The following is a 24,579-nucleotide window of genomic DNA, read 5'->3' on the forward strand; positions in this document are numbered from 1 at the left end:
GCGCCATGGTCCCGGGTGCCGCAAATCACAACTGCCGCCGGGGCGGCCTAGTGGATTTCCAGGGCCTCGACGTAGAGCCACTGGCCGTTCTCGCGCACAAAGGTGCTGGTCTCGGTGAACGATTCGCGTTCCCTGCGGTTGGTTGCCAGCCGGTGGTGGGCGCGGAAGGTGACGATGCCGTCCCCGTCAAAGGGGCCGCCGCGTTCGGTGCCCAGGATCTCCAGCAGGTGCCACTCGAGTCCCGGGTCAAGTTCCAGCGAGTCCGGGCGCGTGCCGGGGTGCCACGTGCGCAGCAGGTAGGCGGCGTCGCCGAGGGCGAAGGCCGTGAAGCGTGAGCGCATGAGTGCCTCGGCGGTGGGCGCGGGAACCGGCAGGCCGCCGTCGGCAGGCTGGGCCAGGTACCGCCCGCAGCAGTTGCCCAGGATCTCCCCGCTGTTGCAGGGGCAGCGCCGCCCAGCGGCCGGCCCGGTCATGGCTGCCGCTTCGGGGGCGCCTGCTTGTTCGTTCACTGGTGGGTGCTCCCTTGGTGCGGGTTGGTCTGGCTGTGGAACCATTCGATGTGTTCACGGAGCGCCGCGGCCGCTGCACCGCCGTCGTTGGCGAAGACTGCCGCGAGGATCTGTTCGTGCTGGCTGCGCAGGGTGGGCACGATCTCCTGCCAGAGCGGGTCGCTGCCAATGGAGGCGCTGACGTAGCCCTGGATGGCCGACCGCAGCGACTCCATCATGGCGGTGATGACGGCGTTGCCGGCCAGCGAGCTGAGCAGCACGTGGAAGGCGGCGTCGAGGACGTGGAACTCCTCGCGGCCAAGGGCGGGACTGTCCATGGCTGCCAGCAGGCTGCGCAGTTCCTTCTCGGTTGCGGCGTCGCGGGGGCGGCCGGCGGCCTCCACGGCGGCCCAGGTTTCCATCATGACGCGGGTCTGGACAATGTCGGCGACAGGAAAGTGGCTGGTGGCCATGTGCAGGCGAAGGGTGGCGGCCAGGCCCGCGCTGGGGTTGGCGATCACCACGGCCCCGGACTGCGGGCCGGAGCCCACGGCCGTGCGGACCACACCCATGGCGCCCAGGACGCGGATGGCGTCCCGCACGGAAGCCCGGGAGATGCCGTGCTGCTCGGCCAGGGCCCGCTCGCCCGGCAGCTGGTCCCCCACCTTGATCCGGCCCTCGCGCAGTTCGGCCTCGATGCTGTTCAGCACGGCTTCATAGCTGCGGGCTGCGGGAATGGATTCTGGCTCTGGCGTCGACACTGGAACATTCTCGCATCTTTGCCGGCCCGGCCGCTCAATGACCGCCGGCGGGACAGGCCCCCGGACGCCCCAGCCCCAACTGTGATAATCGCCACAGTCCGCCCAATGCGCACAAAAAAATCCGGCCACCCTGGTGGATGGCCGGACTTTTGTTTTGGTGGAGCTGAGGGGACTCGAACCCCTGACCCCCTGCATGCCATGCAGGTGCGCTACCAGCTGCGCCACAGCCCCAAAACTTTTCTATATTCAGTTGTAACGCACGGGAGAATGTTTCCATCTTCCTGTGTGTTTGGTGGAGCTGAGGGGACTCGAACCCCTGACCCCCTGCATGCCATGCAGGTGCGCTACCAGCTGCGCCACAGCCCCAAACACTTGTTTCTTTTTCCCTGACCTGTTGGTCTTGGCCGAAGCAACCTGATTATCGTAGAGCACGTTTTGCCGAAGTGCAAAATCGGCGGTTCCGGCGTGTCTAGTCTTCGACCGGTTCGGCCAAATCTTCGGGCGCCTCAAAGGGTTCCGGCAGGGTGCCAACGTTGTGCTCAAGCAGGCGCCAGGCGCCGATTCCGGTGCCTGAGGCCGCCGGTCCGGATGCCTCCACGAGGGACCAGTGGCAGTTGGACAGGCCTGAGAGCGAGCGCCACAGGGGTTCGGGCAGGCCAAGGATCTTTGCCAGCGCCACGCGCGTGGCGCCGCCGTGTGTTGCCACCACCAGGGTGCCGCCGTCGGGCAGGGAGTCCACGGCGTCGAGGATGCCCTCAACCATGCGTCCTGCCACTTCGGCGCGCGTTTCTCCCCCGCCGGCACGGATGCCGGGCTCGTCGTGCTGCCACTGGAGAATTTCCGCCGGGTAGGCCTCGGCGATCTCATCGAAGGTCAGGCCCTCCCAGGCCCCGCCAAAGGTCTCCCGCAGCCTCTTGTCAACGGCCACCTCGCCTCCCGTGAGCTGGGCCAGCGCGCGCGCCGTGGAATGGGCGCGGGCCAGGTCCGAGGAGACGATGCGGACGGGGCCGCTGCGCTCCCCCGCTGCGAGCAGCTTGCCGGCAAGCAGTGCCGCGGCCCTGCGGGCCTGGAAGGTGCCCACCTCATCCAGCGGGATGTCTGTCTGTCCCTGGAAGCGGCGTGCAGCATTCCAGGAGGTTCTTCCATGGCGCCAAAAAACAACCCGCCGGCGGGGGCCGGCGGGCTGCAGGACAGAGTGCCCGGGTGCAGCAGCCATCATGTGGCAGTCTCCATTCCTGAGCCCTTGTTGGGAACTACGCGTCCGCGTTGGTCTCGTCGGCCGCCTTGGCCGAGGGATCGTGGGCAGCAAGCTGCAGGTCCACGACGGGGCAGTCGCCGTACAGGCGCTCGAGGGCGTAGAACACGCGGTCTTCCTCGTGCTGGATGTGGAAGACGATGTCCGCGTAGTCAAGCAGCACCCAGCGGCCGCTGGAGCGGCCTTCGCGGCGGACGGGACGCAGGTCGAACTTGTGCAGCTCGTCCTCAATGCCGTCGGCAATGGCGTTGACCTGGCGCTCGGTGGCTGCCGAGGCGATGAAGAAGATGTCCGTGATGGCCAGGCGTTCGCTGACGTCGATGGCCGTTACGTTCTCGGCCAGCTTGTCGGATGCCGCGCGGGCTGCGGCCCGGGCGAGTTCGATGGACTGTTCTGTTGCGCTCACTGGTGTTTCCTTTGGTTGTTGAAAATATTCGCGTGCATGGGGGGCGTGCCTGCGTCAGGCACGCCTAGAGGGAGGTGAGGACCATGATGAGACCCACCACGAGCGCCGCCCCACCAACAATTATGCTGCCCCATTGGATGAGCATGTTGCGCTGGGTGCGGCCCAGGCCCGCGGTGACGGCATCGAGCGGTTCGAGCCCGTGCGCATAGTCCGCCGGCATGGGAGGCATTTGCGAGCGGGTGATTTCGGGCTGGGCGGGCGCGGGCGGCACGGCGGGGTGACCGCCGGTTGCCATGGCCTCGGCAGCCTTAAGCGTGCTGCTCCTGCCACCCGTCAGGGCCCGGTTTCCCGGGCCTGGGCGGTGTGCGGCCCGTGCTGCCAGGGCTGCGTCGAAGCGTGCGGCGCTGACGCTGGGCACTGTTGGGCTCTTGGCCGGTGCCGGTGCGGCGGTGTTTGCGGCCGCTGCGTTTGCTGCCTTTTCCGGGGTGGCGGAGGGCTGCACCTTGGGTTCCGGACGCGGCGGAATTCGCTTGCCGGGCGCCTGCCGGGGAGTTGCCCGAGTGACAATTGGCACATGCGTGGTGGTGGGCTGGCGCAGCACCGGGCGCCCTGCACCGGGCACGTCAATGAATTCCAGCGGCGTGACCATGGCCAGGTTGTTGGTGGCCGTGGGGTCGGCTGCGGGGCGCCGGTTCTTGGCACTTTCCTGGGCCAGGCGTTCACGGGCCTGGGCGCGCTCGGCCAGGATGGCGGCCCGCTCGGCCTCGGCGCGCTCGGCGGCCAGGACGCGCAGTTCCTCGGTGGTCGGCGCCACGGGCACGGGGGGCGGTCCCGCCGAGACGGGGTAGTAGCTTCCTCCGGGCACCAGGCCGGGCAGCGGCTCGTAGGCGCCGCCCGCGGGTGGCAGGGGCCAGGTGGAGCGGGCCTGGGCCTTCGCCGCGGCAGCCTTGATGGCGGCCAGTGCCTCATCCTGGGCCGCGTCGGCCTCGGCCGGGGAAATCGTCCCGGGCTGGGCGGCCGTGGCGGCAGGGGCCCCAGCGGGTGATTCGGCCGGCACGGGGTTTTCGGCCACTGCGGGGACTTGCGGCGCTGCAGTGCCGGCGCCCGTTGCCTGTGCACCGTGCTGAACGGAGGGAGAAGCTGTGCGCCCCGGACCCGGTGCTGCACCCTTCAGGGCCGCTCCGGCGGAGCGCCGGCCGCCGCGCGCGCGGGCGCCCGGGGCTGCAGTGCCGTGGCCGGCATCCTGCGTTGCAGCTCCGGTTTGCGGTTGTACGGCGCCTGGCGCTGAAACGTTGTCCGGCTCCTGGCCGGAGGCGGCAGCGCTGCCGGGGACGGCCGGGTCCTGTGCGGCACCGGGCTGCTGCTGTGTCTGCGGGCGGGCAGCCTGGGCCGGTGCCGGCATGCCAGCTGGCGAAATGACGGGGTTGACGGCCGTGACGGGGGCCCGGTCGGCGTCGATCTGGGCCTGGCGCAGGGTGCGCCGTGAAGGCAGGGGGTTCTGGGCCGGTGCTTCGAACAGTTCCTTGTAGGCCCGCAGGGCGGCCCGGTCGCGCGCCCTGGTCTGCGACTCGCGTTCGCGCGGCGCGGCAGGCTCGGCGGCGGGCGCAGCTGCGCCCTGGGCGGAGGATGGTGCAACGGATGGCTGGGCCGGGGCCTTGGGTCCTGGCTGGCCCTGGTGCGCAGGGGCGGCCTTGGCCGGCTTGGCTCCGGGGGTCCCTGAAACCGGACCGGCCGGGGTCGCGCCGGGCTTTGGGGCCCCGGTTGGCGCGTTGCCAGCAGGCGCTTCGGGTGCAGGGCGAATCGGCGCCGGCGGATTCCCCGCGGCGCCGTCTGCTTGTGCCAACTGCTCCCGCAACTGCCTGCGGCTGCGAATCGGCTCCGTTTCCTTGCTCATCAGTTACTCATTCGGTTCTCTTGGGACACCGGCAGGAAGCCTGCGCTGACGTCCATGCCGGGCTGGAGGTACAGCCCGTACTTTGCAATGTATTGCACCACGCCGTCAGGAACCAGGTACCAGACGGGGTTGTGCTCGGCCACCCGCTTGCGGCAGTCCGTGGAGGAGATCGCCATGGCGGGCACTTCCAACAAACTTACATCCTTGCGGCCCCGTCCATCGAGAACGTGGCCGGGACGGGTGACACCAACAAAATGGGCCAGCTTCCAGAGTTCGTCGCTGTCCTTCCACGACATGATCTGTGCCATGGCGTCTGCACCTGTGATGAAGAACAGGTCTGCCTCGGGCCGCATGCGGCGCAGGTCGCGCAGGGTGTCGATGGTGAAGGTGGGGCCGGGCCGGTCAATGTCGACCCGGCTGACAGTGAACCGCGGGTTGGCCGCCGTGGCGATGACTGTCATGAGGTAGCGGTGCTCGGCGGCACTGACCTTCTTCTTGGCCTTCTGCCACGGCTCACCCGTGGGCACAAAAATGACTTCATCAAGCTTGAATACACTCGCAACCTCGCTGGCTGCGACAAGGTGACCATGGTGGATCGGGTCAAACGTTCCACCCATGACTCCGACGCGGAGACGGGCCCGGGCGCCCTCCGTGGAAGGCGCCCGGGTTGCATCCTCAGTGATTGGAGGACGCCGAATCGTCGTCGTGAAGGTGCTTGTTGGTGTGCTGGCGGTGGGGATCGTCCTGCTCGGCAACAGCTGCGTGGCGGTTGCCCAGGTTCATGAAGGAGACCGTCACGAACATCAGCAGCAGCAGCGTTGCCAGCATGGCACCGCCAACTACGTACGGCGGCGCAATGATCGGCGCAAGGTCATGTTCTTCGGCGGCGGCCAGTACGACGCCGGCAAGCTGGGTCAGCATTGTTTCTCCCCTTGGGTGCGTGGCCGGGCGGGCGTTCAATGGTGCCGCGGCCAATTGTTGCTTGGATTCCCTCCAATGGTACGCGTTAACGGCGTGCACTGGCACACCGGCCGCGCCGTTGGAGGCAGAAAAGCCGCGGGTTTGCGGCTATCCGCGGATCTGGCCCTCGCCCTGCACGATCCACTTGGTGGTGGTCAGCTCGGTCAGGCCCATGGGCCCGCGGGCGTGCAGCTTCTGCGTGGAGATGCCCACCTCGGCGCCGAGCCCCAGTTCGCCGCCGTCGGTGAAGCGGGTGCTGGCGTTGACAATCACGGCGGCCGAGTCCACCTCGGCGACGAACTTCTCGGCATTCGCGAGGTCGTTGGTGAGGATGGCCTCGGTGTGCCCGGTGGTCCACTGGCGGATGTGCTTGATGGCCTCCTCCATGGAGTCGACCATCTTCACGGCCAGGTCCAGGTCCATGTACTCGGTGGCCCAGTCCTCGTCGGTGGCGGGGGTGGAGGGCACGCCGGCGGGCAGCACGGCTGCAACGCGTGCGTCCACATGCAGGCGCACGCCGGCCTTGTGCAGTGCCAACAGGACTGCGGGAATCACGGTTGCGTCCTTGTGGACCAGCAGGGTCTCCACGGTGTTGCAGACGCTGGGGCGCTGGGTCTTGGCGTTCAACAAGATGTCGACGCTCATTTCCTCCTTGGCGCTGCTGTCGATGAAGATGTGCACATTGCCTTCACCCGTCTCAATGACGGGGACGGCGGAGTTGTTGACCACTGTCTGGATGAGTTCGCGCCCTCCCCGGGGGATCAGCACGTCAACGGCGCCGCGGGCCTTCATGATCAGGTTGGCGCCTTCGCGGCCGAACTGGTCAACGGACTGGACGGCGTCGGCGGGCAGGCCAACGGCCTCGAGGGCGTCGCGCAGGATGCCCAGCAGGGCCTTGTTGGTGTGGGCGGCCGCCGTGCCGCCGCGCAGGATCACGGCGTTGCCGCTCTTCAGGGCAAGGCCGGCAATGTCAACAGTGACGTTGGGGCGGGCCTCGTAGATGGCGGCGACCACGCCCATGGGGACGTTGACCTGGCGCATGCGCAGCCCGTTGGGCAGTGTCTGCCCGCGGACCACATTGCCCACGGGGTCCGGCAGGGTGGCAAGGTTTTCCAGTGCGTCGGCGAGCCCCTGGACGCGCTGCTTTGTCAGCGTGAGCCGGTCAAGCATGGGCGTGGAGGTACCGTTTTCACGGCCGGCGGCCACGTCCTTGGCGTTTGCGGCCAGGACGGCGTCCTGGTTCTCCAGCAGGGCCTTGGCAATGGCGCGCAGGCCCTTGTCCTTCCAGGCCCGGTTGGCTCCTGCCATGCGGCGTGCGGCACGCCGGGCCCGGTCGGTGATGCCCCGGACTTCGGCTGCCACATTTTGTTCAACAATCTGCTCGGTCATGCCCCAAGTCTATGGCACCGCGTCAACTCAGGCGCTGGCCTGGACGTTGAGCAGCACCAGGTCGTCCACATGGACCACCTCGCGCTCAAACTCCCGGCCCAGGTCCTTGGCCAGTTCCTTGGTGGAGCGGCCCAGCATCTGCGGCAGGTCTGAGTGCCGGTAGTTGACCAGCCCATGGGCGAACACATTGCCCCGGGCATCGCTGATTTCCACGGCATCGCCGGCGTCGAAGTCGCCGGTGACCTGCGTGATGCCGGCCGGCAGGAGCGATTTGTGCCGCTCCCCCACGGCCCGCACGGCGCCGTCGTCCAGGACCAGGCGGCCGCGGATGTCGGCAAGGTGGGCCAGCCACAGCATGCGCACGGGACGCTTGTTGCCGTTGATCCCGAACCAGGTGCCAACATCCTCGCCGGCCAGTGCGGCACCGGCCTGTTCGGTGGAGGTGACCAGGGCCGGGATGCCGGTCTCGGCGGCGATCATGGCGGCCTGGACCTTGGTGGCCATGCCGCCGGTGCCAATGCCGGCCTTGCCTGCGCTGCCGATGACAATGCCTTCAAGGTCCTCGGGGGAATCGACCTGGCTGATCCGGCTTGCGCCCTCCGACGGCGGGCCGTCGTACAGGGAGTCGACGTCGGAGAGCAGCACCAATGCGTCGGCCTTGATCAGGTGGGCCACCAGGGCGGCCAGCCTGTCGTTGTCGCCAAAGCGGATCTCATGGGTGGCAACGGTGTCGTTCTCATTGACGATGGGGACAACACCCAGGTTCAGCAGCCGTTCCAGGGCCCGGTGGGCGTTGACGTACTGGTGCCTGCGCGTCAGGTCCTCGGCGGTCAGCAGCACCTGGGAGGCTGTCACCCCGTGCGAGGTGAAAGCCTTGTTGTAGTGCGCCATCAACAGGCCCTGCCCCACACTGGCGGCAGCCTGCTGGGTGGCCAGGTCCTTGGGCCTGCGCGACAGGCCCAGCGGCAGCAGCCCGGCGGAAATGGCGCCGGAGGAGACCAGGATGATCTCCGTCCCGGACAGCCTGCGCTGCGCCAGGACGTCAACGAGCTTCTCCAGCGCCGCTTCGGAGATGCCGCCGGCGACCGAGGTCAGGGACGAGGAGCCGACCTTGACCACGATCCGTGCCGCGGTGGCAATGTCCTGCCGCGAATGCAGCGCAGCGGGGTGTGCCTGTGTTTCCGTTCCGGTTGCCACTTTGTCCATCAGTCCTGGGCCGCACCCGCGTCGGCTGAACCGCCTTCAGCTGCCAGCTCGGCCTCGATGACCTTGGCCTTGACTTCGTGGCGGTTGTTCAGCTCGGTCCAGATGCCTGCCTTGCGCTCGGATTCCAGCTCGGCACGTGCGGCAGCCTTGGCGTCGCGGCGTTCCTGCTGTTCCTGGCGCTTCTGCGAACGCGTGGGCCGGTCGCCCAAGTCCAGCAGGCGCAGGTCGGTGCCGCGCGGTGCGGCGAGGTGCTCGGCGCCACCCATCATGGTGGGCTCCCAGTCGAAGATCATGCCGTGCTCGCCGCCGATGACCACGGTGTCCCCGGGGGTGGCACCGATCCTGAAGAGTTCCTTCTCGACGCCGGCCTTCGCCAGGCGGTCTGCCAGGTAGCCGATCGCTTCCTCGTTCTGGAAATCGGTCTGCTCAACCCAGCGCTCGGGCTTTTCGCCGCGAACGCGGAACAGCGGAGACAGGTTGCGCTCTTCGCGGCGAATGGTGAAGGAGGATTCGTTGACGGCACGGGGGCGCAGAACCACAGGGGTGACCTTGACGGGGGTGTCGGCGACGGCCTTGCGTGCTGCCGTGACAATTTCTGCCATCGCGAAGCCAAGCTGCTTCAGGCCCTCATGGCTTGCCGCGGAGACCTCGAAGACACGGTAGCCGCGGGCTTCAAGGTCAGCCTTGACGAACCCGGCCATGTCGCGGCCGTCGGGTGAGTCCACCTTGTTCAGGGCCACAAGGCGGGGACGGGCGTTCAGGGGAACCACGTCGCCGTCGGTTCCCGCGAAGCTCATGTCGACGTCGTACTGGTCAAGTTCGCGCTCAATGACGGCCAGGTCGGTGATGGGGTCGCGGTCGGCCTCGAGTGCTGCGCAGTCAAGGACATGCACAATCGCGGCGCAACGCTCCACGTGGCGCAGGAAGTTGTGGCCCAGGCCCTTGCCTTCGCTGGCACCCTCGATCAGGCCCGGAACGTCGGCCATGGTGAAGCGGACGTCACCGGCCTGGACAACGCCCAGGTTGGGGATCAGGGTGGTGAAGGGGTAGTCGGCAATCTTGGGCCGGGCAGCAGACATGGCTGCGATGAGGCTGGACTTGCCCGCGGACGGGTAGCCCACCAGCGCGATGTCGGCAATGGACTTCAGCTCAAGGACAATGTCCTGTTCTTCGCCGGCGATACCCAAGAGTGCAAAGCCCGGGGCCTTGCGCTTAAGTGAGGAAAGGGCATGGTTGCCGAGCCCGCCCAGGCCGCCTGCGGCAGCGATGTACTCCGTGCCGATGCCCACGAGGTCGGCCAGGACGTTGCCGTCCTTGTCCTTGATGACGGTGCCATCGGGGACGTCAAGGATCAGCGAATTGCCGTCCTTGCCGTCGCGCCAGTCGCCCATGCCGGGCTGGCCGTTGCCGCCGCGGCGGTGGGGTGCATGGTGGAAGTCAAGCAAGGTGGTGGTCTGGTCGCTGACGCGGAAGGTGACACTTCCGCCGTCGCCGCCCTTGCCGCCGTCGGGCCCGCCCAGCGGCTTGAATTTTTCACTGTGAACGGAGACGCAGCCATGGCCACCAGTCCCGCCGGATACATGCAATACAACCCGGTCAACAAAGCTGGCCAATGAACTCTCCTTGAGTAGAACTTACTGATGTGGACCAATTCTAGTCCGCAGCCGGAGGCACGGTCCGGGACCGTTCCTTGCCGGCAATCTTGTTAAAAGACAGTGGAGCGGGCCATGCGGCCCGCCCCACTGTAAAGCTTCGGTATTAGACCGCAGCTGCAACGATGTTGACTACGCGACGTCCACGACGCGTGCCGAACTCGACTGCACCTGCGTCCAGTGCGAACAGCGTGTCATCCTTGCCGCGGCCAACGCCTGCGCCGGGGTGGAAGTGGGTGCCGCGCTGGCGGACGATGATCTCGCCAGCCTTGACAACCTGACCGCCGAAGCGCTTCACACCCAGGTACTGAGCGTTGGAATCACGACCGTTGCGAGTGGAACTCGCGCCCTTTTTATGTGCCATTTGAAAATGCCTACCTTTTTACTAAAAGATTCTAAGTGGATCGAACTTGTGGTCGCTTATTAAGCGATTGAAGTGATCTTGACCTTGGACAGTTCCTGACGGTGGCCCTGACGCTTCTTGTAACCGGTCTTGTTCTTGAACTTCTGGATGACGATCTTCGGCCCGCGAAGATCCTCCAACTTCTCAGCCGTAACCTTCACATTAGCCAGGTCCTTTGCGGCGGTGGTGATTGTCTCACCATCGACCAGGAGCAGAGCGGGCAGCTCAAGCGTGCTGCCGACTCCACCGGGGACGCGGTTCATGGTCACGTAGTCTCCGACGGAAACCTTTTCTTGACGGCCGCCTGCGCGGACAATCGCGTACACCACTGGGGAACTCACTTCTCTCGACGTTTATTACAAAGTTTTTATGCCGGCTGCGGATCATGTTTGACCGCCGCCAACCGCATGCGACCGCAGTTCAAGATTGAACAGGCGCGGTGTGCATACTATGTGCCTCAACGCCGTGGACCTCAATGGAGTTCTGCCATGGAGTGGTTGCCCTAGGTGTTGGCGTAAGCACCGAAGATCAAGAATACGCTAATTCTGGCTCCGGGAGCAAATGAGACTGGTTTCGCGTTCCTGTGGCACCCCCTGCAGGACTTGCTGCAATTTCGGGAATGTATCAGGCCCACCAAACCGTACCTAGCAACTTTAGCGCGCCCGCAGGGTGTTTTTGCCATTTAAGCCCGTGGCGCGCAAGTTATCTGGCCGCAGGCGGGTGGTCTTAATCACCAGAGGCTGCGGTTGCCGGTGTTGCGTGGGTGTGCGGGGCCGCAAAGAAATCAACCTCGTACTGCGCCGAGTGGGCGAAAGCCTGGGCCATGCGGCGCCTTTCCGCGGCGGATCCACGCCGGGCGGCGGCGTCCATGATGCCCACGGCTGTGGCTGTTGCCTCGGCAAATCCCTCATCCGCATAGGTTTGAAGCCATGACCCGTAGGGGTGTTCCCCGTCAAAGCCCAGGTAGTCGGCGTGCAGCACGCGCCCCACCTCGGCGTAGAGCCAGTAGCAGGGCAGCACGGCGGCCACCACTTCCCCGTAGCTGCCGGAGAAGGCCACGCCCTGCAGGTGGTCAACGTAGTGCTTGGTGACCGGGCCCTGCGGCGACTCCAGCGGGAAGCGGCTGAGCCAGTCGCGGTGCAGCGACAGCTCCACCTCAAGGCAGTTCTGTGCCCCGCCGGCCCAGAATTTCTGCTCGGCCTCGGTGGGGGCCAGGGCGCTGGCACGTGCCAGGACCCTTGAGTACGTTCCGAGGTACAGGGCGTCCTGCGCAAGGTAGTAGGCGAAGTGGTTGCTTGCCAGGGTGCCGGCGGCGAGTTCCTTGATGAAGTCGAGCGCAAAAATGGCCTCCCGCTGGGGCGCGCAACCGTCCCACACGCTGCGGCTGAAGTCGTCATGCCCCGGGGCGGCCGAGTCCCACAGTGCGTTGAGGTGGTTGACGGGGCCGGCACCTGCGCCCACCTCCAGGACCCCCGAAGTCTCCAGTGCCCCGCGCAGCCACTCCTTGGCCTGCCCGACGCTCCTGCCCCAGTCGCCGCCGCGTGCCTGCAGCACGGCCACCGCGGAGGAGAGGGCGCAGCCTGTGCCATGCGTGTTGGCGGTGTGGACGCGCGGGCCGGTGAATTCCTGCACAGTGCCGTCCGGTTCCACCAGCGCATCGGGGCACTCCTCCCCCGGCAGGTGCCCGCCCTTGACCAGCACCAGCACCTGGTGGGTGGCAGCCAGCTCCTTGCCCTGTTCCAGGGCCTGGCCCCAGCTGGTTGCCGCGGACACCTCCAGGAGGGCCGCCAGCTCGGCCAGGTTGGGTGTGACCAGGTGCGTGTGCGCCAACAGGGCCAGCAGGGCCCCGCGTGCCTCCGGCGCCATGAGCGAGTCGCCGCTTGTGGCCACCATGACCGGGTCAAGGACCACGACGGGCGGCCGGGTTCGGGCCAGCCACTCGCTCACCGCCGCCATGACCCCGGCGGTGCCAAGCATGCCGATCTTCACAGCGTCAACGGCGATATCCGCCGACAACGCCTCCAGCTGTGCGGCGAGGAATGATGCCGGGGGCACGTGCACGCCCTGCACACCGCGGGTGTTTTGCGCCGTCAGCGCCGTGACGGCGGCCATGGCGTAGCCGCCGTGGGCGGAGATGGTCTTGATGTCGGCATGGATTCCGGCGCCGCCGGAGGGGTCGGAGCCGGCTATGGCCAGGACCCTGGGGTGGGGTGTTGCCGGCCGTGCGGCGGCCGCCGTTTCCTGGGCAGGTGAATAGAGTGCTGTCGCAGTCATGTGGACATCCCTTCGCCGGTGCTAGCCGGGCAGGTTCAACGGGTATTGTCTCAGCCGGCCCTTGTGGCCTGGCACCCCGTGTCGCCTTCCACCCTATTCGACAATTCCCGCCGCGCTCCCCTTATTAAGCAACTGACCCGCAGCAGTGGCCGGAAAAGCGCGATTTCTCGGCTTTTCCCGACCACTGCTGCGGGTCAGTTGTGAAGGGGCTAGAGCTCGGAGGCCGGAACCCCGACACCCAGGATGATGGGTTCGGCGCTCTTCACCGGGGCCGCTGCGGGCAGCTCCACGGCGGCACTGCTGTGCGGTGCCGAGCCCTGGCCGTGCTGGGCCGTCTCAGTGGTCTCCACGGCCATGTCGGCACCGCCCTGGGCACTGCGGGCGCTGCGGTTGCGGCGGCCGCGGCGTGAGCGGGAACGGCTGTTGCCGCCGTGCTCGGAAGCGGAATCCTCGGCTGAGTCGGCAACGGGCGGGGCCAGCTGGTCAAGCGCCTGGGCCAGGCCGGCCAGTGCGGCTGCCTGGTCGGCGTTGTTGGCGCCGTTGAAGCCGCCGCTTTCGCTGCGGTGCCCGCGGGGCAGCTCGATGGCTTCCCCGCCCAGGGTGAGGGTTGCGGCGTCGGAGGACTCCGGCGCTGAAGCCGGCTCCACGGCAGCGGACGGCGCGGCTGCATGCTCCGCGTGGTCGTGCTCGTGGTGCGAGGCAGCCGCGGCCGCGGCAATGTTGGCCAGGGCTGCGCGGGCCTCATGGGCCTTCTGGAGCCGGGCGGCCTCGGCTGCCTCATCGGCCACGGGCGCCGGTGCCGGCTCCTGGTGGTGCTCGGCCTCGGGCTGCTGTGAGCGGTTGCGGTTGCGCTTGCGTTCACTGCGGGTGGAGCGGTTGGCCGTGCGCTCGTTCTCGCGCGGCTCGTGGCGGGGCGCCGGGGCGTGGGCGGCAGCAACTTCCAGTGCAGGCGAGTGCGTGCGGCGGTGTTCCACGGGGATCTCGTGGGTGACCATGCCGCGGCCGGCGCAGGTGCCGCACTGCTCGCCGAAGACCTCCAGCAGGCCGGTGCCCATGCGCTTGCGCGTCATCTGGACAAGGCCCAGCGAGGTGACCTCGGCGACCTGGTGCTTGGTCCGGTCCCGGCCCAAGCATTCGACCAGGCGGCGCAGGACCAGGTCCCGGTTGGATTCCAGGACCATGTCGATGAAGTCGATGACGATGATGCCGCCGATGTCGCGCAGGCGCAGCTGGCGCACCACTTCCTCGGCAGCTTCCAGGTTGTTCTTGGTGACGGTCTCTTCGAGGTTGCCGCCGGAACCGGTGAACTTGCCCGTGTTGACGTCAACCACTGTCATGGCTTCGGTGCGGTCGATCACCAGGGAGCCGCCAGAGGGCAGGAAGACCTTGCGCTCGAGTGCCTTGTTGATCTGCTCGTCGATGCGGTGCGCGCCGAAGATGTCCTCGGGCTTGGTCCACTTTTCGAGCCGGTCCAGCAGGTCCGGGGCCACGTAGGTCACGTAGGCCTCGATGGTGTCCCATGCTTCCTCGCCGGAGACGATGAGCTTGGTGAAGTCCTCGTTGAAGACGTCGCGGACCACCTTGATGGTCAGGTCGGGTTCTCCGTAGAGCATTTCCGGGGCCAGCGTCTTGGTGGAGGAGGCACGGTTGTTGATGCCCTCCCACTGGGCGCGCAGGCGGTTGATGTCGTTGGTCAGCTCTTCCTCGCTGGCACCCTCGGCGGCCGTGCGCACAATGACGCCGGCGTTTTCGGGCAGGTGGTCCTTCAGGACGCGCTTGAGGCGGTTGCGTTCGACGTCGGGCAGCTTGCGGGAGATGCCAGTCATGGAGCCGCCCGGGACGAACACGAGGTAGCGTCCGGGCAGCGAGATCTGGCTGGTCAGGCGGGCACCCTTGTGGCCCACGGGGTCCTTGGAGACCTGGACCAGCACGGAGTCGCCGGACTTCAGGGCGTTCTCGATGCGGCGCGGCTGGCCGTTGAGGTTGGCGGCATCCCAGTCGACCTCGCCGGCGTACAGCACGGCATTGCGGCCGCGGCCAATGTCAACGAAAGCGGCTTCCATGCTGGGCAGCACGTTCTGGACCTTGCCCAGGTAGACGTTGCCGATCAGGGAATCCTGCTGGGTCTTGGAGACGAAGTGCTCGGCCAGGATGCCGTCTTCCAGGACACCGATCTGGATGCGGTCGTCGGCCTGGCGGACCACCATGACGCGGTCCACGGATTCCCGGCGGGCCAGGAATTCCGCTTCCGTGATGACTGTGCGGCGGCGGCCCGAGTCGCGGGAGTCGCGGCGGCGCTGCTTCTTGGCTTCCAGGCGGGTGGAGCCGCGCAGGCTCGTGACGCGGTTGGATGCGCTGGCGCTGGATTCGGCCGGGGTGCGCGGGGCGCGCACGCGGGTGACCGTGTTGGGCGGGTCATCGTCGCTGCCGCCGGTCAGTTCAAGGTCGGCGTCTCCGCGGCGGCGGCGACGGCGGCGGCGTGAGGTCACGCCGTCCTCGGCTGCCTCATCCTCGGTGTCGTCGTCTTCGCCGGCCTCCACTGCCTCGGGGGCATCGGAGCCGCGGCTGCGGCGGTTGCGTCCGCGCCGGCTGCGGCGGTCGCCGTCGTGGCTTTCGGCGTCGTGCTCGCCGGTCTCGGTGCCTGCGGTTTCGCCGGCTTCGTTTTCACGGGTGGCAACGGGTACGGCCAGGCTGAGGTCGGGGGCCAGGAACAGGGCGGAGATGCCCGATGACGGCTCCTGGAACAGGGATTCGGTCACGTGCGCGGCGGCCTCGGCGGCGGTCTCTTCTGCGGCGGGCTCGGCGGAAGCGGCCTCTTCGGCTGCGGCGGGGGTTGCCGTGGCTTCTTCAGCGGCCTCGGCGCCGGCGGCCGGGGCTGCTGCGGGGGCCGACTTTGCTGCCGTGCGGCGGCGGCTGCGGCTTGCCTTCGGGGCGGCGGGGGCTTCGGCTGCTGCCTGGGCGGTTTCCTCGACGGCGGCCGGCTGTTCAGCAACGGACTCAGACATGGGCTCGGCCGCGATGGACGTTGCCGGCGCTGCGGCCTTACGCGATGCGCGGCGGGCGGGTGCCTTCGCGGCGGGCGCGGATTCGGCGGCAGGGGTTTCGGCCGGCTCAACGGCGGCTTCCACTGCGGTGGCGGGCTTGCCTGCCGGCGCCTTGGCGGCGCGGCTGCGGCGGGCCGGTGCCTTGGCCGGGGCCTCAGCGGCGGGGGCAGCTTCGGTGGCGGCGGGGGCTTCGTGGCCTCCGAGGCTCAGTTCACCCTGCACTGCGGCAGGGGCCGTGACCGGTGACGTGGCGCGGCGGCGTGCCGGGCGCTTAGCCGGCGCTGCGGGGGCCTCCTCGGCGGCAACTGCTGCGGCGGCAACCGGCGCAGCGGCAGGCTGTTCGGTGATGGCGTCCAGCAGCGACGGCGCCTCGGCGGCGGCCTCGGCCGGTGCGGCCTTCTTGGCGCGGGTGCGGCGGGCCGGGGCCTTCTTTGCCGGTGCAGGCTCGGCGCCGGTTTCGGCGGGGGCTGCTGCGGTGGTGGCGGCTGCGGCACCGCTGGCGGCGGGGCTCGTTACGGCTGCGGTGGCGCGCCGTGAGCGGGTTGCCTTCTTCTTGGCGGGGGCTGCCTCGGCAGATTCCGCGGCGTCGTTCGTGGACTGTTCATTGACCATTGTGGGCGTTACCTTCGCGCCGCACCGACATCCCCCACATCGGGCGCCAACTGCGGCAGATGTGCCAGCACCCGCGGGCGCTGACGGAAGTCGTCTGGGTACTTTGCAGGCGGCACCAACTCCTGGGTGCGCAAGCTCCGCAAAGCCAATGGTTTGCGTATTACCGCCGCCGGTGGATGGCTGCACTAGCTGGCAGCGTCGTCACCGGCATTCCGTGGGCGAACCATTGGACCGAAGGGCGCATGTGGATCACCGATCAGCCGAAACCATTGTCTCATACGAGCCCCGCCATAACGCAGTTTGCGCGCAGGGCGCGCCCTGAATCGCACGCTACAATCAGGACACAATCACCGGTCTCGATGAAAAGGATGCCATGCCCAGCACCAAAGTCCCCACGAGCGATCCAGCGGAAGCCGGCATGCCGGCCCTGGCGAGGGCCAGGCCGTTTGGCTGGTTCCTGGTCATTGCCGGCGGCATAGCCTGGCTTGCGTCCTTCACGCTGGTGCTGGAGCGCCTTCACCTTTACACCAACCCCGATTCCAACCTGAGCTGCGACTTCAACTCCTGGATTTCCTGCGGGGAGGTCATGAAGACCCCGGAGGCCGCCATTCTGGGCTTCCCCAACCCGCTGATCGGTGTGGTTGCGTTCGCCGTGGTGGTCACGCTCGGCATGGTCCTGCTGGCGGGGGCACGCCTGGCACGCTGGTTCTGGATTGCCTTTCAGGTGGGCATCACCGCCGGCATGGGACTCGTGGGCTGGTTCTGGTTCACGGCCGTCTACACGCTCGCCATCCTGTGCCCGTACTGCATGGTGGTGTGGGCCATGATGATCCCCATTTTCGTGTGGACCACGGTGCGCAACATCAACCATGGCGTCATTGCCGCGCCTCCGGCGCTGAAGAAGTTCCTGAACGACTGGGCCTGGATCGTCGTGGGCCTGCTGTACCTGGCCACCTTGGCCTCAATCTTCTTCAAGTTCATGTACCTGATCATTGGCACCAGCGCCTAGTTGGGCAGCCAACAAAAGAAGGGCACCTCCCGGCGGCGAGGTGCCCTTCTTTTGTGCGTCACTCGGTTCGCCTAGGCGAACCAGATCCCGATCTCGCGCTCTGCGGATTCCACCGAGTCGGAGCCGTGGACCAGGTTCTGCTGGACCTTCAGGCCCCAGTCGCGGCCGAAGTCGCCGCGGATGGTGCCGGGGGCTGCCGTGGTGGGGTCGGTGGTGCCGGCCAGTGCGCGGAAGCCCTCGATGACGCGGTTGCCTTCAAAGATGGCTGCCACGACGGGGCCGGAGAGCATGAACTCAACGAGCGGCTCGTAGAAGGGCTTGCCGACGTGCTCGGCGTAGTGCGCCTCGAGCTGCTCGCGGGTGGCGCTGACCTTCTTCAGCTCGGACAGTGTGTAGCCCTTAGCCTCGACGCGGGCCAGGATGGCGCCGGAAAGGTTGCGGGCCACGCCGTCGGGCTTCACAAGGACAAGGGTGCGCTCAATGCTCACGGTAACTCCAATTACGTTGTTAAAAAGGACAATCGACTTTAGTTTACTGGGCCCCGGCGCCGGGTGCGGCTTCTTCGGGGTGGGCGGCATCCCACTCGGCCTGTGCCTTGGCGCGGACCGCATTTTCGCGGTCGATCTTGGCTCCGCCGAACAGGGCGTACCACCAGGCCGCTGCGAACAGCACGCCCACAACGAACATGGACGGTTCCCAGAAGCCGCCGGCAATGAGCAGCAGCTGCAGGACCCAGCCCACAGCCACCCCCCACGGCTTGCGCAGGAACGCGCACGCCATGATGAGCAGGAAGGCCAGCACGGCGGCGGCGATCAGGTAGGCCGGGTTCTTGTCCTTGAGGCCAAACAGGCCCAGGCCCAGGAAGATCGCCACGAAAGCTTCCAGCACCAGCACCACCGAGGCAAACATGAGCTTGGTGGAGCGCAGCTTCTTGGGGGTGTTGGGCTTCCATTCGCGCTGTGCTTTTGTCAGCTTTGCCATGTGTCAGGCACCTTCCCGTTCACCGGGGCGGCCCAGCAGGATGCGCGCCTCGGCCACCAGCGTGATGGAGCCGGTGATGAGGACGCCGCCGGCGAGGTCGTTGTTGGATTCGGCCCGTTCCACGGCCCATTCAATGGCGTCGTCGAGCTTTTCGGCAATGTGGACGTCCTCCTCGGCCCAGCCGAGGTCGACGGCAAGCTCCGCGAGTTCCGCTGCCGGGATGGCCCGCGGGGAGTTGGACTGGGTCAGGGCAATCTCGGATGCCTCATCGCCGTAGGCCTCCTTGATGGTGTTCAGGATTTCCTCGGCGTCCTTCTCGGCCAGGACACCCAGGACCACCACGAGCTTGCTGAAGGCGAAGGATTCCTGCAGGGCTGCTGCGCTGGCGGCGATGCCGGCCGGGTTGTGGGCTGCATCCACCACGATGGTGGGTGAGGTGCGCATGACCTCCAGGCGGCCCGGTGAGGTGGCTGCGGCAAAGCCGGCCTGGACCAGTTCCAGGTTCAGTTCCCGCTCTCCCCCGCCCAGGAACGCCTCAAGCGCGGCCAGGGCCACGGCGGCGTTCTGCGCCTGGTGCTCCCCGTGAAGGGGCAGCATGATGCCGGGGTAGCGCCCGGCCAGGCCCTGCAGGTCCAGGATCTGCCCGCCGACGGCCACGGTCCGGTTCTCCACGCCAAACTCGACACCCTCGAAGCGGAAGTCGGCGTGCATGTCCCGTGCCTTCTCCAGGATGACCTGGGCGGCGTCGGTGGGCTGAGCGGCGCTGACCACGAAGGCGCCTTCCTTGATGATGCCGGACTTTTCCCCGGCGATCAGGCCCGTGGTGTCGCCCAGCAGCTCCGTGTGGTCCAGGGAGATGGGGGTGATGACGGCAACCTGGCCGTCTCCCACGTTGGTTGCATCGGTGATGCCGCCCAGGCCCACTTCCATGACGGCCACGTCAACGGGCTCGTCGGCGAAAATGGCAAAGGCCAGGATGGTGAGGCACTCGAAGTACGTCAGGCGGTTTTCGCCCTTGTCCGTCAGCTCGGCGTCGACCATCTGCAGGTAGGGGCGGATTTCATCCCAGATGCGCACAAACGTCTCATCGCTGACGGGTGCGCCGTCAACGCTGATGCGTTCGGTGACCTTTGACAGGTGCGGGCTTGTGTAGCGGCCTGTGCGCAGGTCGTGGGCCAGCAGGCCGGCTTCGATCATGCGTGAGGTGGAGGTCTTGCCGTTGGTGCCCGTGATGTGGATGATCGGGAAGGCCTTGTTGGGCTCGCCCAGGATCTCCATGGCCCGGAACAGGGGTGCCAGGCGCGGCTCCATCTTGTTCTCGGGGGCGCGGCCCAGCAGCTCGGCGTAGACGCTCTCCACTGAGAATGCGTCGTGGTTTTCAGTCATCAAGACACGGTCCGTTCAACTGTGATGGTGGTTTCTACGTCACCGGGGATGAGTTCTAGCTTCAAGGTCAGGGTCTCGGTCTTGACCAGCTCTGCGTTGGCGTGCAGGGCGTCGACGACATCCTGCGGGGCGCTGATGATGGTGCGGATCCTGTCGCTGACGTTCAGCCCGGTGTCCTTGCGGGCCTGCTGGATGGCGCGGACCATGTCACGTGCCGTTCCTTCGGCCTCAAGCTCGGGGGTCAGCTCGGTGTTGAGCACCACGAAGCCCCCGCCCGGCAGCATGGCCACCGCAGTGGACCCGCCGTCGTGTGCGTCCTCTACCACTGTCTCCAGCGTGTATTCGGACGGTTCCAGCTCCAGGCCGCCCGCGGTGACCACACCGTCGGTGACTGACCAGTCGCCGGACTTGGAGCCCTTGATGGCGAGCTGGACGTTCTTGCCCAGGCGCGGTCCTGCGGCGCGGGCGTTGACCACGAGCTTCTGGGAGATGCCGAACTCCTCCGGGGACGCCTCGGCGGCATCCACGAAGCGGATGGCGCGGATGTTCAGCTCGTCGGCCACGATGCCCTCGGCACCGTCCAGGGCTGCTGCGTCGGGGGCAACCACTGTGAGTTCCTGCAGGGGCAGGCGAACGCGCAGCTTGGCGGCCTTGCGCAGGCTGGAACCGGTGGAGCAGATCTGCTGGATCCGGTCCATCTGCTCCACCAGGGCGGCGTTGGAGACAAACAGGTCGGCGTTGGGCCAGTCGGTCAGGTGCACCGAACGGCCGCCGGTAAGGCCGCGCCAGATTTCCTCGGTGACCAGTGGCAGCAGCGCGGCAGCCACGCGGCACACGGTTTCCAGCGCCGTGTAGAGCGCGTCGAAGGCGTCCTGGTTCTCGTCGAAGAAGCGGCCGCGGCTGCGGCGGACGTACCAGTTGGTGAGCATGTCGAAGTAGACGCGCAGGGATTCGCACGCGCCCGCAACGTCATAGTCGTCCAGCTTGGCGGTCATTTCGCGGACAAGGTCACCCGTGTTGGCCAGCAGGTACTGGTCCATGGGGTCGGTGTAGCCGTCAAAGCGCAGCTTGGCGTCGTAGCCCGCACCGCCGTTGGCCGTGTTGGCGTACAGGGTGAAGAAGCTGTACACGTTCCACAGGGGCAGGATGACCTGGCGGACGCCGTCGCGGATGCCCTGTTCGGTGACAACCAGGTTGCCGCCGCGCAGGATGGGGCTGGACATCAGGAACCAGCGCATGGCGTCGGAGCCGTCGCGGTCCAGGACCTCGGAGACGTCCGGGTAGTTGCGCAGCGACTTGGACATCTTCTGCCCGTCCGAGCCCAACACGATGCCGTGGCTGATGACGTTGCGGAAGGCCGGGCGGTCAAAGAGCGCGGTGGAGAGGATGTGCAGCATGTAGAACCAGCCGCGGGTCTGCCCGATGTACTCGACGATGAAGTCGGCCGGGTTGTGGGTGTTGAACCAGTCCTCGTTCTCGAAGGGGTAGTGGACCTGGCCGTACGGCATGGAGCCGGAATCGAACCAGACATCCAGCACGTCTTCCACGCGGCGCATGGTGGACTTGCCTGTGGGGTCGTCCGGGTTGGGGCGCGTGAGCTCGTCGATGAACGGGCGGTGGAGATCCACTTCGCCCTCGTTGTTCAGCGGCAGTCGGCCAAAGTCGGCCTGCATCTCGGCGATGGAGCCGTACACGTCGGTGCGCGGGTATTCGGGGTCGTCGGACTGCCACACCGGGATGGGTGAGCCCCAGTAGCGGTTGCGGGAGATGGACCAGTCGCGGGCGTTTTCCAGCCACTTGCCGAACTGGCCGTCCTTGACGTTGCCGGGGATCCAGTTGATGTCCTGGTTCAGTTCAACCATGCGGTCCTTGAACTGGGTCACTTCCACGTACCAGGAGGAGATGGCGCGGTAGATCAGGGGCGTGCGGCAGCGCCAGCAGTGCGGGTAGCTGTGCACGTAGCTGGCCTGGCGGACCAGGCGGCCAGCGTCCTTGACCACGCGGGTGATGGTCTTGTTCGCGTCGAAGACCTGCACGCCGGCGATCTCTGCCAGCGGGCCCCCGGCGAACAGGGGCAGGAAGTTGGCGCCCTCATCCACGGAGAGGACCACGGGGATGCCGTACGCCTCGCAGACCTTCTGGTCCTCTTCACCGTAGGCGGGGGCCTGGTGGACAACGCCGGTGCCGTCGGTGGTGGTGACGTAGTCGGCCACCAGGAACTGCCAGGACTTGGCGGTGCCGTACTTTTCGTCGTCGGCAAAGTAGTCCCAGAGGGGCTGGTACTTCAGGCCCTCGAGCTCGGCACCTGCGTACGTGGCGGTGACGGCGGCAACCGCGGCAGCAGCGTCGTCGTACCCGAGGTCCTTGGCGTGGGCGCCCACGAGGTCGGCGGCGAGCAGGAACTTTTCAGCCGTGGCGCCCAGGGAGACCCCGTTGGGGCCAACGGGAACGACGGCGTAGCTCACCTTCGGCCCCACGGCGAGAGCCTGGTTGGTGGGCAGGGTCCAGGGCGTGGTGGTCCAGGCCATGGCGGCAACGCCGGCCAGTTCCTGGGACAGCGCTGATTCGCCGGCAAGGATGGGGAAGGTGACGGTGACTGTCTGGTCCTGGCGGTCCTTGTAGACGTCGTCGTCCATGCGCAGCTCGTGGTTGGAGAGGGGCGTCTCATCCTTCCAGCAGTAGGGCAGCACGCGGTAGCCGTTGTAGGTCAGCCCCTTGGTGTGGAGCTGCTTGAAGGCCCAGAGCACGGATTCCATGTACTCGACGTTGAGAGTCTTGTAGTCGTTGTCGAAGTCCACCCAGCGGGCCTGGCGGGTGACGTACTCCTGCCATTCGCCGGCGTACTTCATGACGGAGGAGCGGCAGGCGTCGTTGAACTTGTCGATGCCCATGGCCTCGATCTGCGCCTTGTCGGTCATGCCCAGCTGCTTCATGGCTTCCAGCTCGGCGGGCAGGCCGTGCGTGTCCCAGCCGAAGCGGCGCTCAACGCGGCGGCCGCGCTGGGTCTGGTAGCGGGCCACGAGGTCCTTGGCGTAGCCGGTGAGCAGGTGCCCGTAGTGGGGCAGGCCGTTGGCGAAGGGAGGGCCGTCATAGAAGACGAACTCGTTGGAGCCGTCTTCGCCGGCGTCGCGGGCGTCAATGCTGGCCTGGAAGGTGCCGTCTTCATCCCAGTACTTCAGGACGAGTTCCTCAACCTGCGGGAAATTCACGGAGGAGGGAACGTGCTTGGATTCGGCGTGGAGGCCGGCGGCGGCAGAGGCCTTCGGGAAGTGGGTCATCACATCATCCTGTTGGTGGCGAACAGTTCAGGATGCAAGGACGGCTTGCGCCGCGGTACCACCTCGCTTGCCGTGCTCCGGTTTCACCCTTTGCGCGGCCGCTTGTTGACTGCTGTGACGGGCTTACCCGTCCGGTTCTACTGGCACCTTTGATGCGGGTGCGTTCTTCCGGAAGCTCACCGGTGATGGCCGGGTCAAAGCTTTGTCCCTTATTCTACGGGATGTTGCCGGCCCGCGTGCACAACTTTTGCGCGCGCGGGCCGGTGTGTGGATCAGCGGCGGATCAACTTGTGGGCGGCGGCCTGCGCCACGGGCCGCACGGTGACCTGGTCCAGGTTGATGTGGTGGGGAAGCCCGACGGCGTAGCCCACCACCCCTGCCACGTCCTCCGCCGTGAGCGGCTCCTCCACGCCCTGGTAGACCTTCTGCGCGGCTTCCTTGTCGCCGCCCAATCGGTTGAGGGCAAATTCCTCGGTCTGCACCAGGCCCGGCGCCACCTCGATGACACGGATGTTGTGCTCGGCCTCTTCCAGGCGCAGGGCCCCGGTGAGCGCATGCTGGGCGAACTTGGCGGCGTTGTAGCCGGAACCACCCTCGTAGGCAGTGATGGCTGCGGTGGAGGTCAGGTTCAGGACGGTGCCGCGGCCGTGGCTGCGCAGGGCGGGCAGGAAGGCACGGGTGAGCTTGAGGGTGCCCATGACGTTGACCTGGAACATCCAGTCCCAGTCCTCGTCCTTGGCGTTGGCCACGTGGTCGGCGCCGCGGGCGCCGCCGGCGATGTTGATGAGAGTGTCGATGCCGCCGGAGCCGGCGAACGTCTCGGCGGCGAATTCAAGCAGGCGGGCCACGTCGTCGTCGTTGGTGACGTCACCGGCGAAGGCGGCGGCGCCGGTCTGGGCGGCCAGTTGCGCCAGGCGGTCGGCGCGCCGGGCAAAGGCGATGACGTTCCAGCCGTCGGCGCGGAGCTGGCGGACCGTGGCCTCGCCGATTCCGGAGCTGGCGCCGGTGACTACTGCATTCTTTGAAGGATTTTCAGGCATGCATTAAATGTAGCGGCTACGGGGTGCTGTTCAGGAAGTCCAGCAACACCGCGGCCTGGTTTTGCAGCGGGTTCTTGGCGCCGAAAAGCAGGACAACGTGGGCATGTTCCTCAATGATGTCCCTCAGTTGTGCCACGGCAGGATTGCGCTCCAGTTCGGCCGTGTAGTGGAGGACAAACACCTCAAAGTTCTCCGGCTTGTGACCAAAGGCGTTGCGAACCTCAGCACTGGGGCCCACTTCCTTGAGCCACAAGTCAATTTGGCCCTTGCTGATGCCGCGCGGCCACAGCCTGTCCACCAGGACCCGGTACTCCCCCGGTTCTGGCTCTTCATAGACCCGCAGGATCCGCACTGTGCCCATGCCGCCAGCCTAGCGCGGGCCGTGGTGTCCTGGAATGGCATTTGTGCGCGTTCGCACGGGACCGGGTTGCGCACAATTTCGGGATTCCGGAATTATGCGCAGTCACGCGCGGCCGGCGTGCGCATGGTTGCCTATGCGCACGCACACTCACTGGTCTCTGCGCATAAGTTCGGGGCATCG

Annotated in this window: 21 protein-coding genes, 2 tRNA genes and 1 riboswitch; of the genes, 1 reads left to right on the forward strand and 22 read right to left on the reverse strand. The window is 67.0% G+C overall.

The features are described from left to right. Positions 1–47: 47 nt before the first annotated feature. The 16 genes from PCK14_RS02805 to PCK14_RS02880 form a co-directional block, all read right to left on the reverse strand. Positions 48–509, reverse strand: a complete 462-nt coding sequence (locus tag PCK14_RS02805) for a YchJ family protein (protein WP_269936925.1) — start codon at positions 507–509, stop codon at positions 48–50. Next, a complete protein-coding gene (locus tag PCK14_RS02810) occupies positions 506–1,249 on the reverse strand; it encodes a FadR/GntR family transcriptional regulator (protein WP_269936926.1) in 744 nt (247 codons plus the stop codon). The genes PCK14_RS02805 and PCK14_RS02810 overlap by 4 nt, the downstream gene beginning before the upstream one ends. A gap of 155 nt (positions 1,250–1,404) precedes the next feature. Then, positions 1,405–1,480 (reverse strand) — tRNA-Ala (locus tag PCK14_RS02815). Positions 1,481–1,539: 59 nt separating this feature from the next. Then, positions 1,540–1,615 (reverse strand) — tRNA-Ala (locus PCK14_RS02820). A gap of 103 nt (positions 1,616–1,718) precedes the next feature. Continuing rightward, positions 1,719–2,468: a histidine phosphatase family protein gene (locus PCK14_RS02825; protein WP_269936927.1), complete on the reverse strand. Its 750-nt coding sequence runs from the start codon at positions 2,466–2,468 to the stop codon at positions 1,719–1,721. Between the two features lie 34 nt (positions 2,469–2,502). Further along, positions 2,503–2,910, reverse strand: a complete 408-nt coding sequence (rsfS, locus tag PCK14_RS02830; RefSeq protein ID WP_269936928.1) for a ribosome silencing factor — start codon at positions 2,908–2,910, stop codon at positions 2,503–2,505. A gap of 64 nt (positions 2,911–2,974) precedes the next feature. After that, positions 2,975–4,804, reverse strand: a complete 1,830-nt coding sequence (locus PCK14_RS02835) for a hypothetical protein (RefSeq protein ID WP_269936929.1) — start codon at positions 4,802–4,804, stop codon at positions 2,975–2,977. Continuing rightward, positions 4,804–5,421: a nicotinate-nucleotide adenylyltransferase gene (gene nadD, locus PCK14_RS02840; protein WP_442864649.1), complete on the reverse strand. Its 618-nt coding sequence runs from the start codon at positions 5,419–5,421 to the stop codon at positions 4,804–4,806. Before nadD ends, PCK14_RS02835 begins: the two co-directional genes overlap by 1 nt. Before the next feature lie 58 nt (positions 5,422–5,479). Continuing rightward, positions 5,480–5,725, reverse strand: a complete 246-nt coding sequence (locus tag PCK14_RS02845; RefSeq protein WP_269936930.1) for a hypothetical protein — start codon at positions 5,723–5,725, stop codon at positions 5,480–5,482. Between the two features lie 147 nt (positions 5,726–5,872). Then, positions 5,873–7,153, reverse strand: coding sequence for a glutamate-5-semialdehyde dehydrogenase (locus PCK14_RS02850; RefSeq protein ID WP_269936931.1), 1,281 nt, complete (start codon positions 7,151–7,153; stop codon positions 5,873–5,875). A gap of 27 nt (positions 7,154–7,180) precedes the next feature. Then, positions 7,181–8,359 carry a glutamate 5-kinase gene (gene proB / locus PCK14_RS02855; protein ID WP_269936932.1) on the reverse strand — a complete coding sequence of 393 codons (1,179 nt, stop codon included), beginning with the start codon at positions 8,357–8,359 and terminating at the stop codon, positions 7,181–7,183. Next, positions 8,359–9,972: a GTPase ObgE gene (gene obgE / locus PCK14_RS02860; RefSeq protein ID WP_269936933.1), complete on the reverse strand. Its 1,614-nt coding sequence runs from the start codon at positions 9,970–9,972 to the stop codon at positions 8,359–8,361. The genes proB and obgE overlap by 1 nt, the downstream gene beginning before the upstream one ends. A gap of 145 nt (positions 9,973–10,117) precedes the next feature. Beyond that, entirely contained in the window at positions 10,118–10,375 is a 258-nt protein-coding gene (gene rpmA / locus PCK14_RS02865) for a 50S ribosomal protein L27 (RefSeq protein ID WP_209682077.1), read from the reverse strand. A 59-nt stretch (positions 10,376–10,434) separates the two neighbouring features. After that, on the reverse strand, positions 10,435–10,743 hold the full coding sequence (gene rplU / locus PCK14_RS02870; RefSeq protein ID WP_054011346.1) for a 50S ribosomal protein L21: 309 nt from the start codon (positions 10,741–10,743) through the stop codon (positions 10,435–10,437). 397 nt (positions 10,744–11,140) lie between these two features. Beyond that, the gene (locus tag PCK14_RS02875; protein WP_269936934.1) at positions 11,141–12,688 is read right to left on the reverse strand and encodes a bifunctional hydroxymethylpyrimidine kinase/phosphomethylpyrimidine kinase; all 1,548 of its coding nucleotides are present in this window, start codon (positions 12,686–12,688) and stop codon (positions 11,141–11,143) included. Then, positions 12,679–12,777: riboswitch (TPP riboswitch) on the reverse strand. It overlaps the preceding gene by 10 nt. 120 nt (positions 12,778–12,897) lie before the next feature. After that, positions 12,898–16,344: an Rne/Rng family ribonuclease gene (locus PCK14_RS02880; protein ID WP_269936935.1), complete on the reverse strand. Its 3,447-nt coding sequence runs from the start codon at positions 16,342–16,344 to the stop codon at positions 12,898–12,900. A gap of 373 nt (positions 16,345–16,717) precedes the next feature. On the opposite strand from PCK14_RS02880, the gene PCK14_RS02885 reads away from it, so the two are divergent. Further along, positions 16,718–17,353, forward strand: coding sequence for a vitamin K epoxide reductase family protein (locus PCK14_RS02885; protein WP_269936936.1), 636 nt, complete (start codon positions 16,718–16,720; stop codon positions 17,351–17,353). A 71-nt stretch (positions 17,354–17,424) separates the two neighbouring features. Here the strand turns inward: PCK14_RS02885 and ndk are convergent, their stop codons facing one another. The 6 genes from ndk to PCK14_RS02915 form a co-directional block, all read right to left on the reverse strand. Next, on the reverse strand, positions 17,425–17,841 hold the full coding sequence (gene ndk / locus PCK14_RS02890; protein ID WP_269936937.1) for a nucleoside-diphosphate kinase: 417 nt from the start codon (positions 17,839–17,841) through the stop codon (positions 17,425–17,427). Positions 17,842–17,884: 43 nt separating this feature from the next. Next, positions 17,885–18,334, reverse strand: coding sequence for a DUF4233 domain-containing protein (locus PCK14_RS02895; RefSeq protein ID WP_269936938.1), 450 nt, complete (start codon positions 18,332–18,334; stop codon positions 17,885–17,887). Positions 18,335–18,337: 3 nt separating this feature from the next. Continuing rightward, complete coding sequence (locus PCK14_RS02900) at positions 18,338–19,720, reverse strand: bifunctional folylpolyglutamate synthase/dihydrofolate synthase (RefSeq protein ID WP_269936939.1); 1,383 nt, start codon at positions 19,718–19,720, stop codon at positions 18,338–18,340. Beyond that, entirely contained in the window at positions 19,720–22,998 is a 3,279-nt protein-coding gene (gene ileS / locus PCK14_RS02905; RefSeq protein ID WP_269936940.1) for an isoleucine--tRNA ligase, read from the reverse strand. Before ileS ends, PCK14_RS02900 begins: the two co-directional genes overlap by 1 nt. Before the next feature lie 272 nt (positions 22,999–23,270). Beyond that, complete coding sequence (locus PCK14_RS02910; RefSeq protein WP_269936941.1) at positions 23,271–24,038, reverse strand: SDR family oxidoreductase; 768 nt, start codon at positions 24,036–24,038, stop codon at positions 23,271–23,273. A 16-nt stretch (positions 24,039–24,054) separates the two neighbouring features. Continuing rightward, on the reverse strand, positions 24,055–24,399 hold the full coding sequence (locus PCK14_RS02915) for a DUF488 domain-containing protein (protein WP_269936942.1): 345 nt from the start codon (positions 24,397–24,399) through the stop codon (positions 24,055–24,057). Between the last annotated feature and the right edge of the window lie 180 nt (positions 24,400–24,579).

The sequence above is a fragment of the Arthrobacter sp. HY1533 genome (assembly GCF_027568515.1).
Lineage (GTDB): Bacteria > Actinomycetota > Actinomycetes > Actinomycetales > Micrococcaceae > Specibacter.

Coding starts and splice junctions, on each gene's coding strand:
- PCK14_RS02880 (WP_269936935.1), bottom strand. CDS start 16,344: ATGGTCAATGAACAGTCCACGAACGACGCCGCGGAATCTGCCGAGGCA.
- PCK14_RS02915 (WP_269936942.1), bottom strand. CDS start 24,399: ATGGGCACAGTGCGGATCCTGCGGGTCTATGAAGAGCCAGAACCGGGG.
- ileS (WP_269936940.1), bottom strand. CDS start 22,998: ATGACCCACTTCCCGAAGGCCTCTGCCGCCGCCGGCCTCCACGCCGAA.
- PCK14_RS02895 (WP_269936938.1), bottom strand. CDS start 18,334: ATGGCAAAGCTGACAAAAGCACAGCGCGAATGGAAGCCCAACACCCCC.
- PCK14_RS02885 (WP_269936936.1), top strand. CDS start 16,718: ATGCCCAGCACCAAAGTCCCCACGAGCGATCCAGCGGAAGCCGGCATG.
- PCK14_RS02835 (WP_269936929.1), bottom strand. CDS start 4,804: ATGAGCAAGGAAACGGAGCCGATTCGCAGCCGCAGGCAGTTGCGGGAG.
- PCK14_RS02910 (WP_269936941.1), bottom strand. CDS start 24,038: ATGCCTGAAAATCCTTCAAAGAATGCAGTAGTCACCGGCGCCAGCTCC.
- nadD (WP_442864649.1), bottom strand. CDS start 5,421: ATGGGTGGAACGTTTGACCCGATCCACCATGGTCACCTTGTCGCAGCC.
- rpmA (WP_209682077.1), bottom strand. CDS start 10,375: ATGGCACATAAAAAGGGCGCGAGTTCCACTCGCAACGGTCGTGATTCC.
- PCK14_RS02825 (WP_269936927.1), bottom strand. CDS start 2,468: ATGATGGCTGCTGCACCCGGGCACTCTGTCCTGCAGCCCGCCGGCCCC.
- proB (WP_269936932.1), bottom strand. CDS start 8,359: ATGGACAAAGTGGCAACCGGAACGGAAACACAGGCACACCCCGCTGCG.
- PCK14_RS02845 (WP_269936930.1), bottom strand. CDS start 5,725: ATGCTGACCCAGCTTGCCGGCGTCGTACTGGCCGCCGCCGAAGAACAT.
- PCK14_RS02900 (WP_269936939.1), bottom strand. CDS start 19,720: ATGACTGAAAACCACGACGCATTCTCAGTGGAGAGCGTCTACGCCGAG.
- PCK14_RS02875 (WP_269936934.1), bottom strand. CDS start 12,688: ATGACTGCGACAGCACTCTATTCACCTGCCCAGGAAACGGCGGCCGCC.
- PCK14_RS02850 (WP_269936931.1), bottom strand. CDS start 7,153: ATGACCGAGCAGATTGTTGAACAAAATGTGGCAGCCGAAGTCCGGGGC.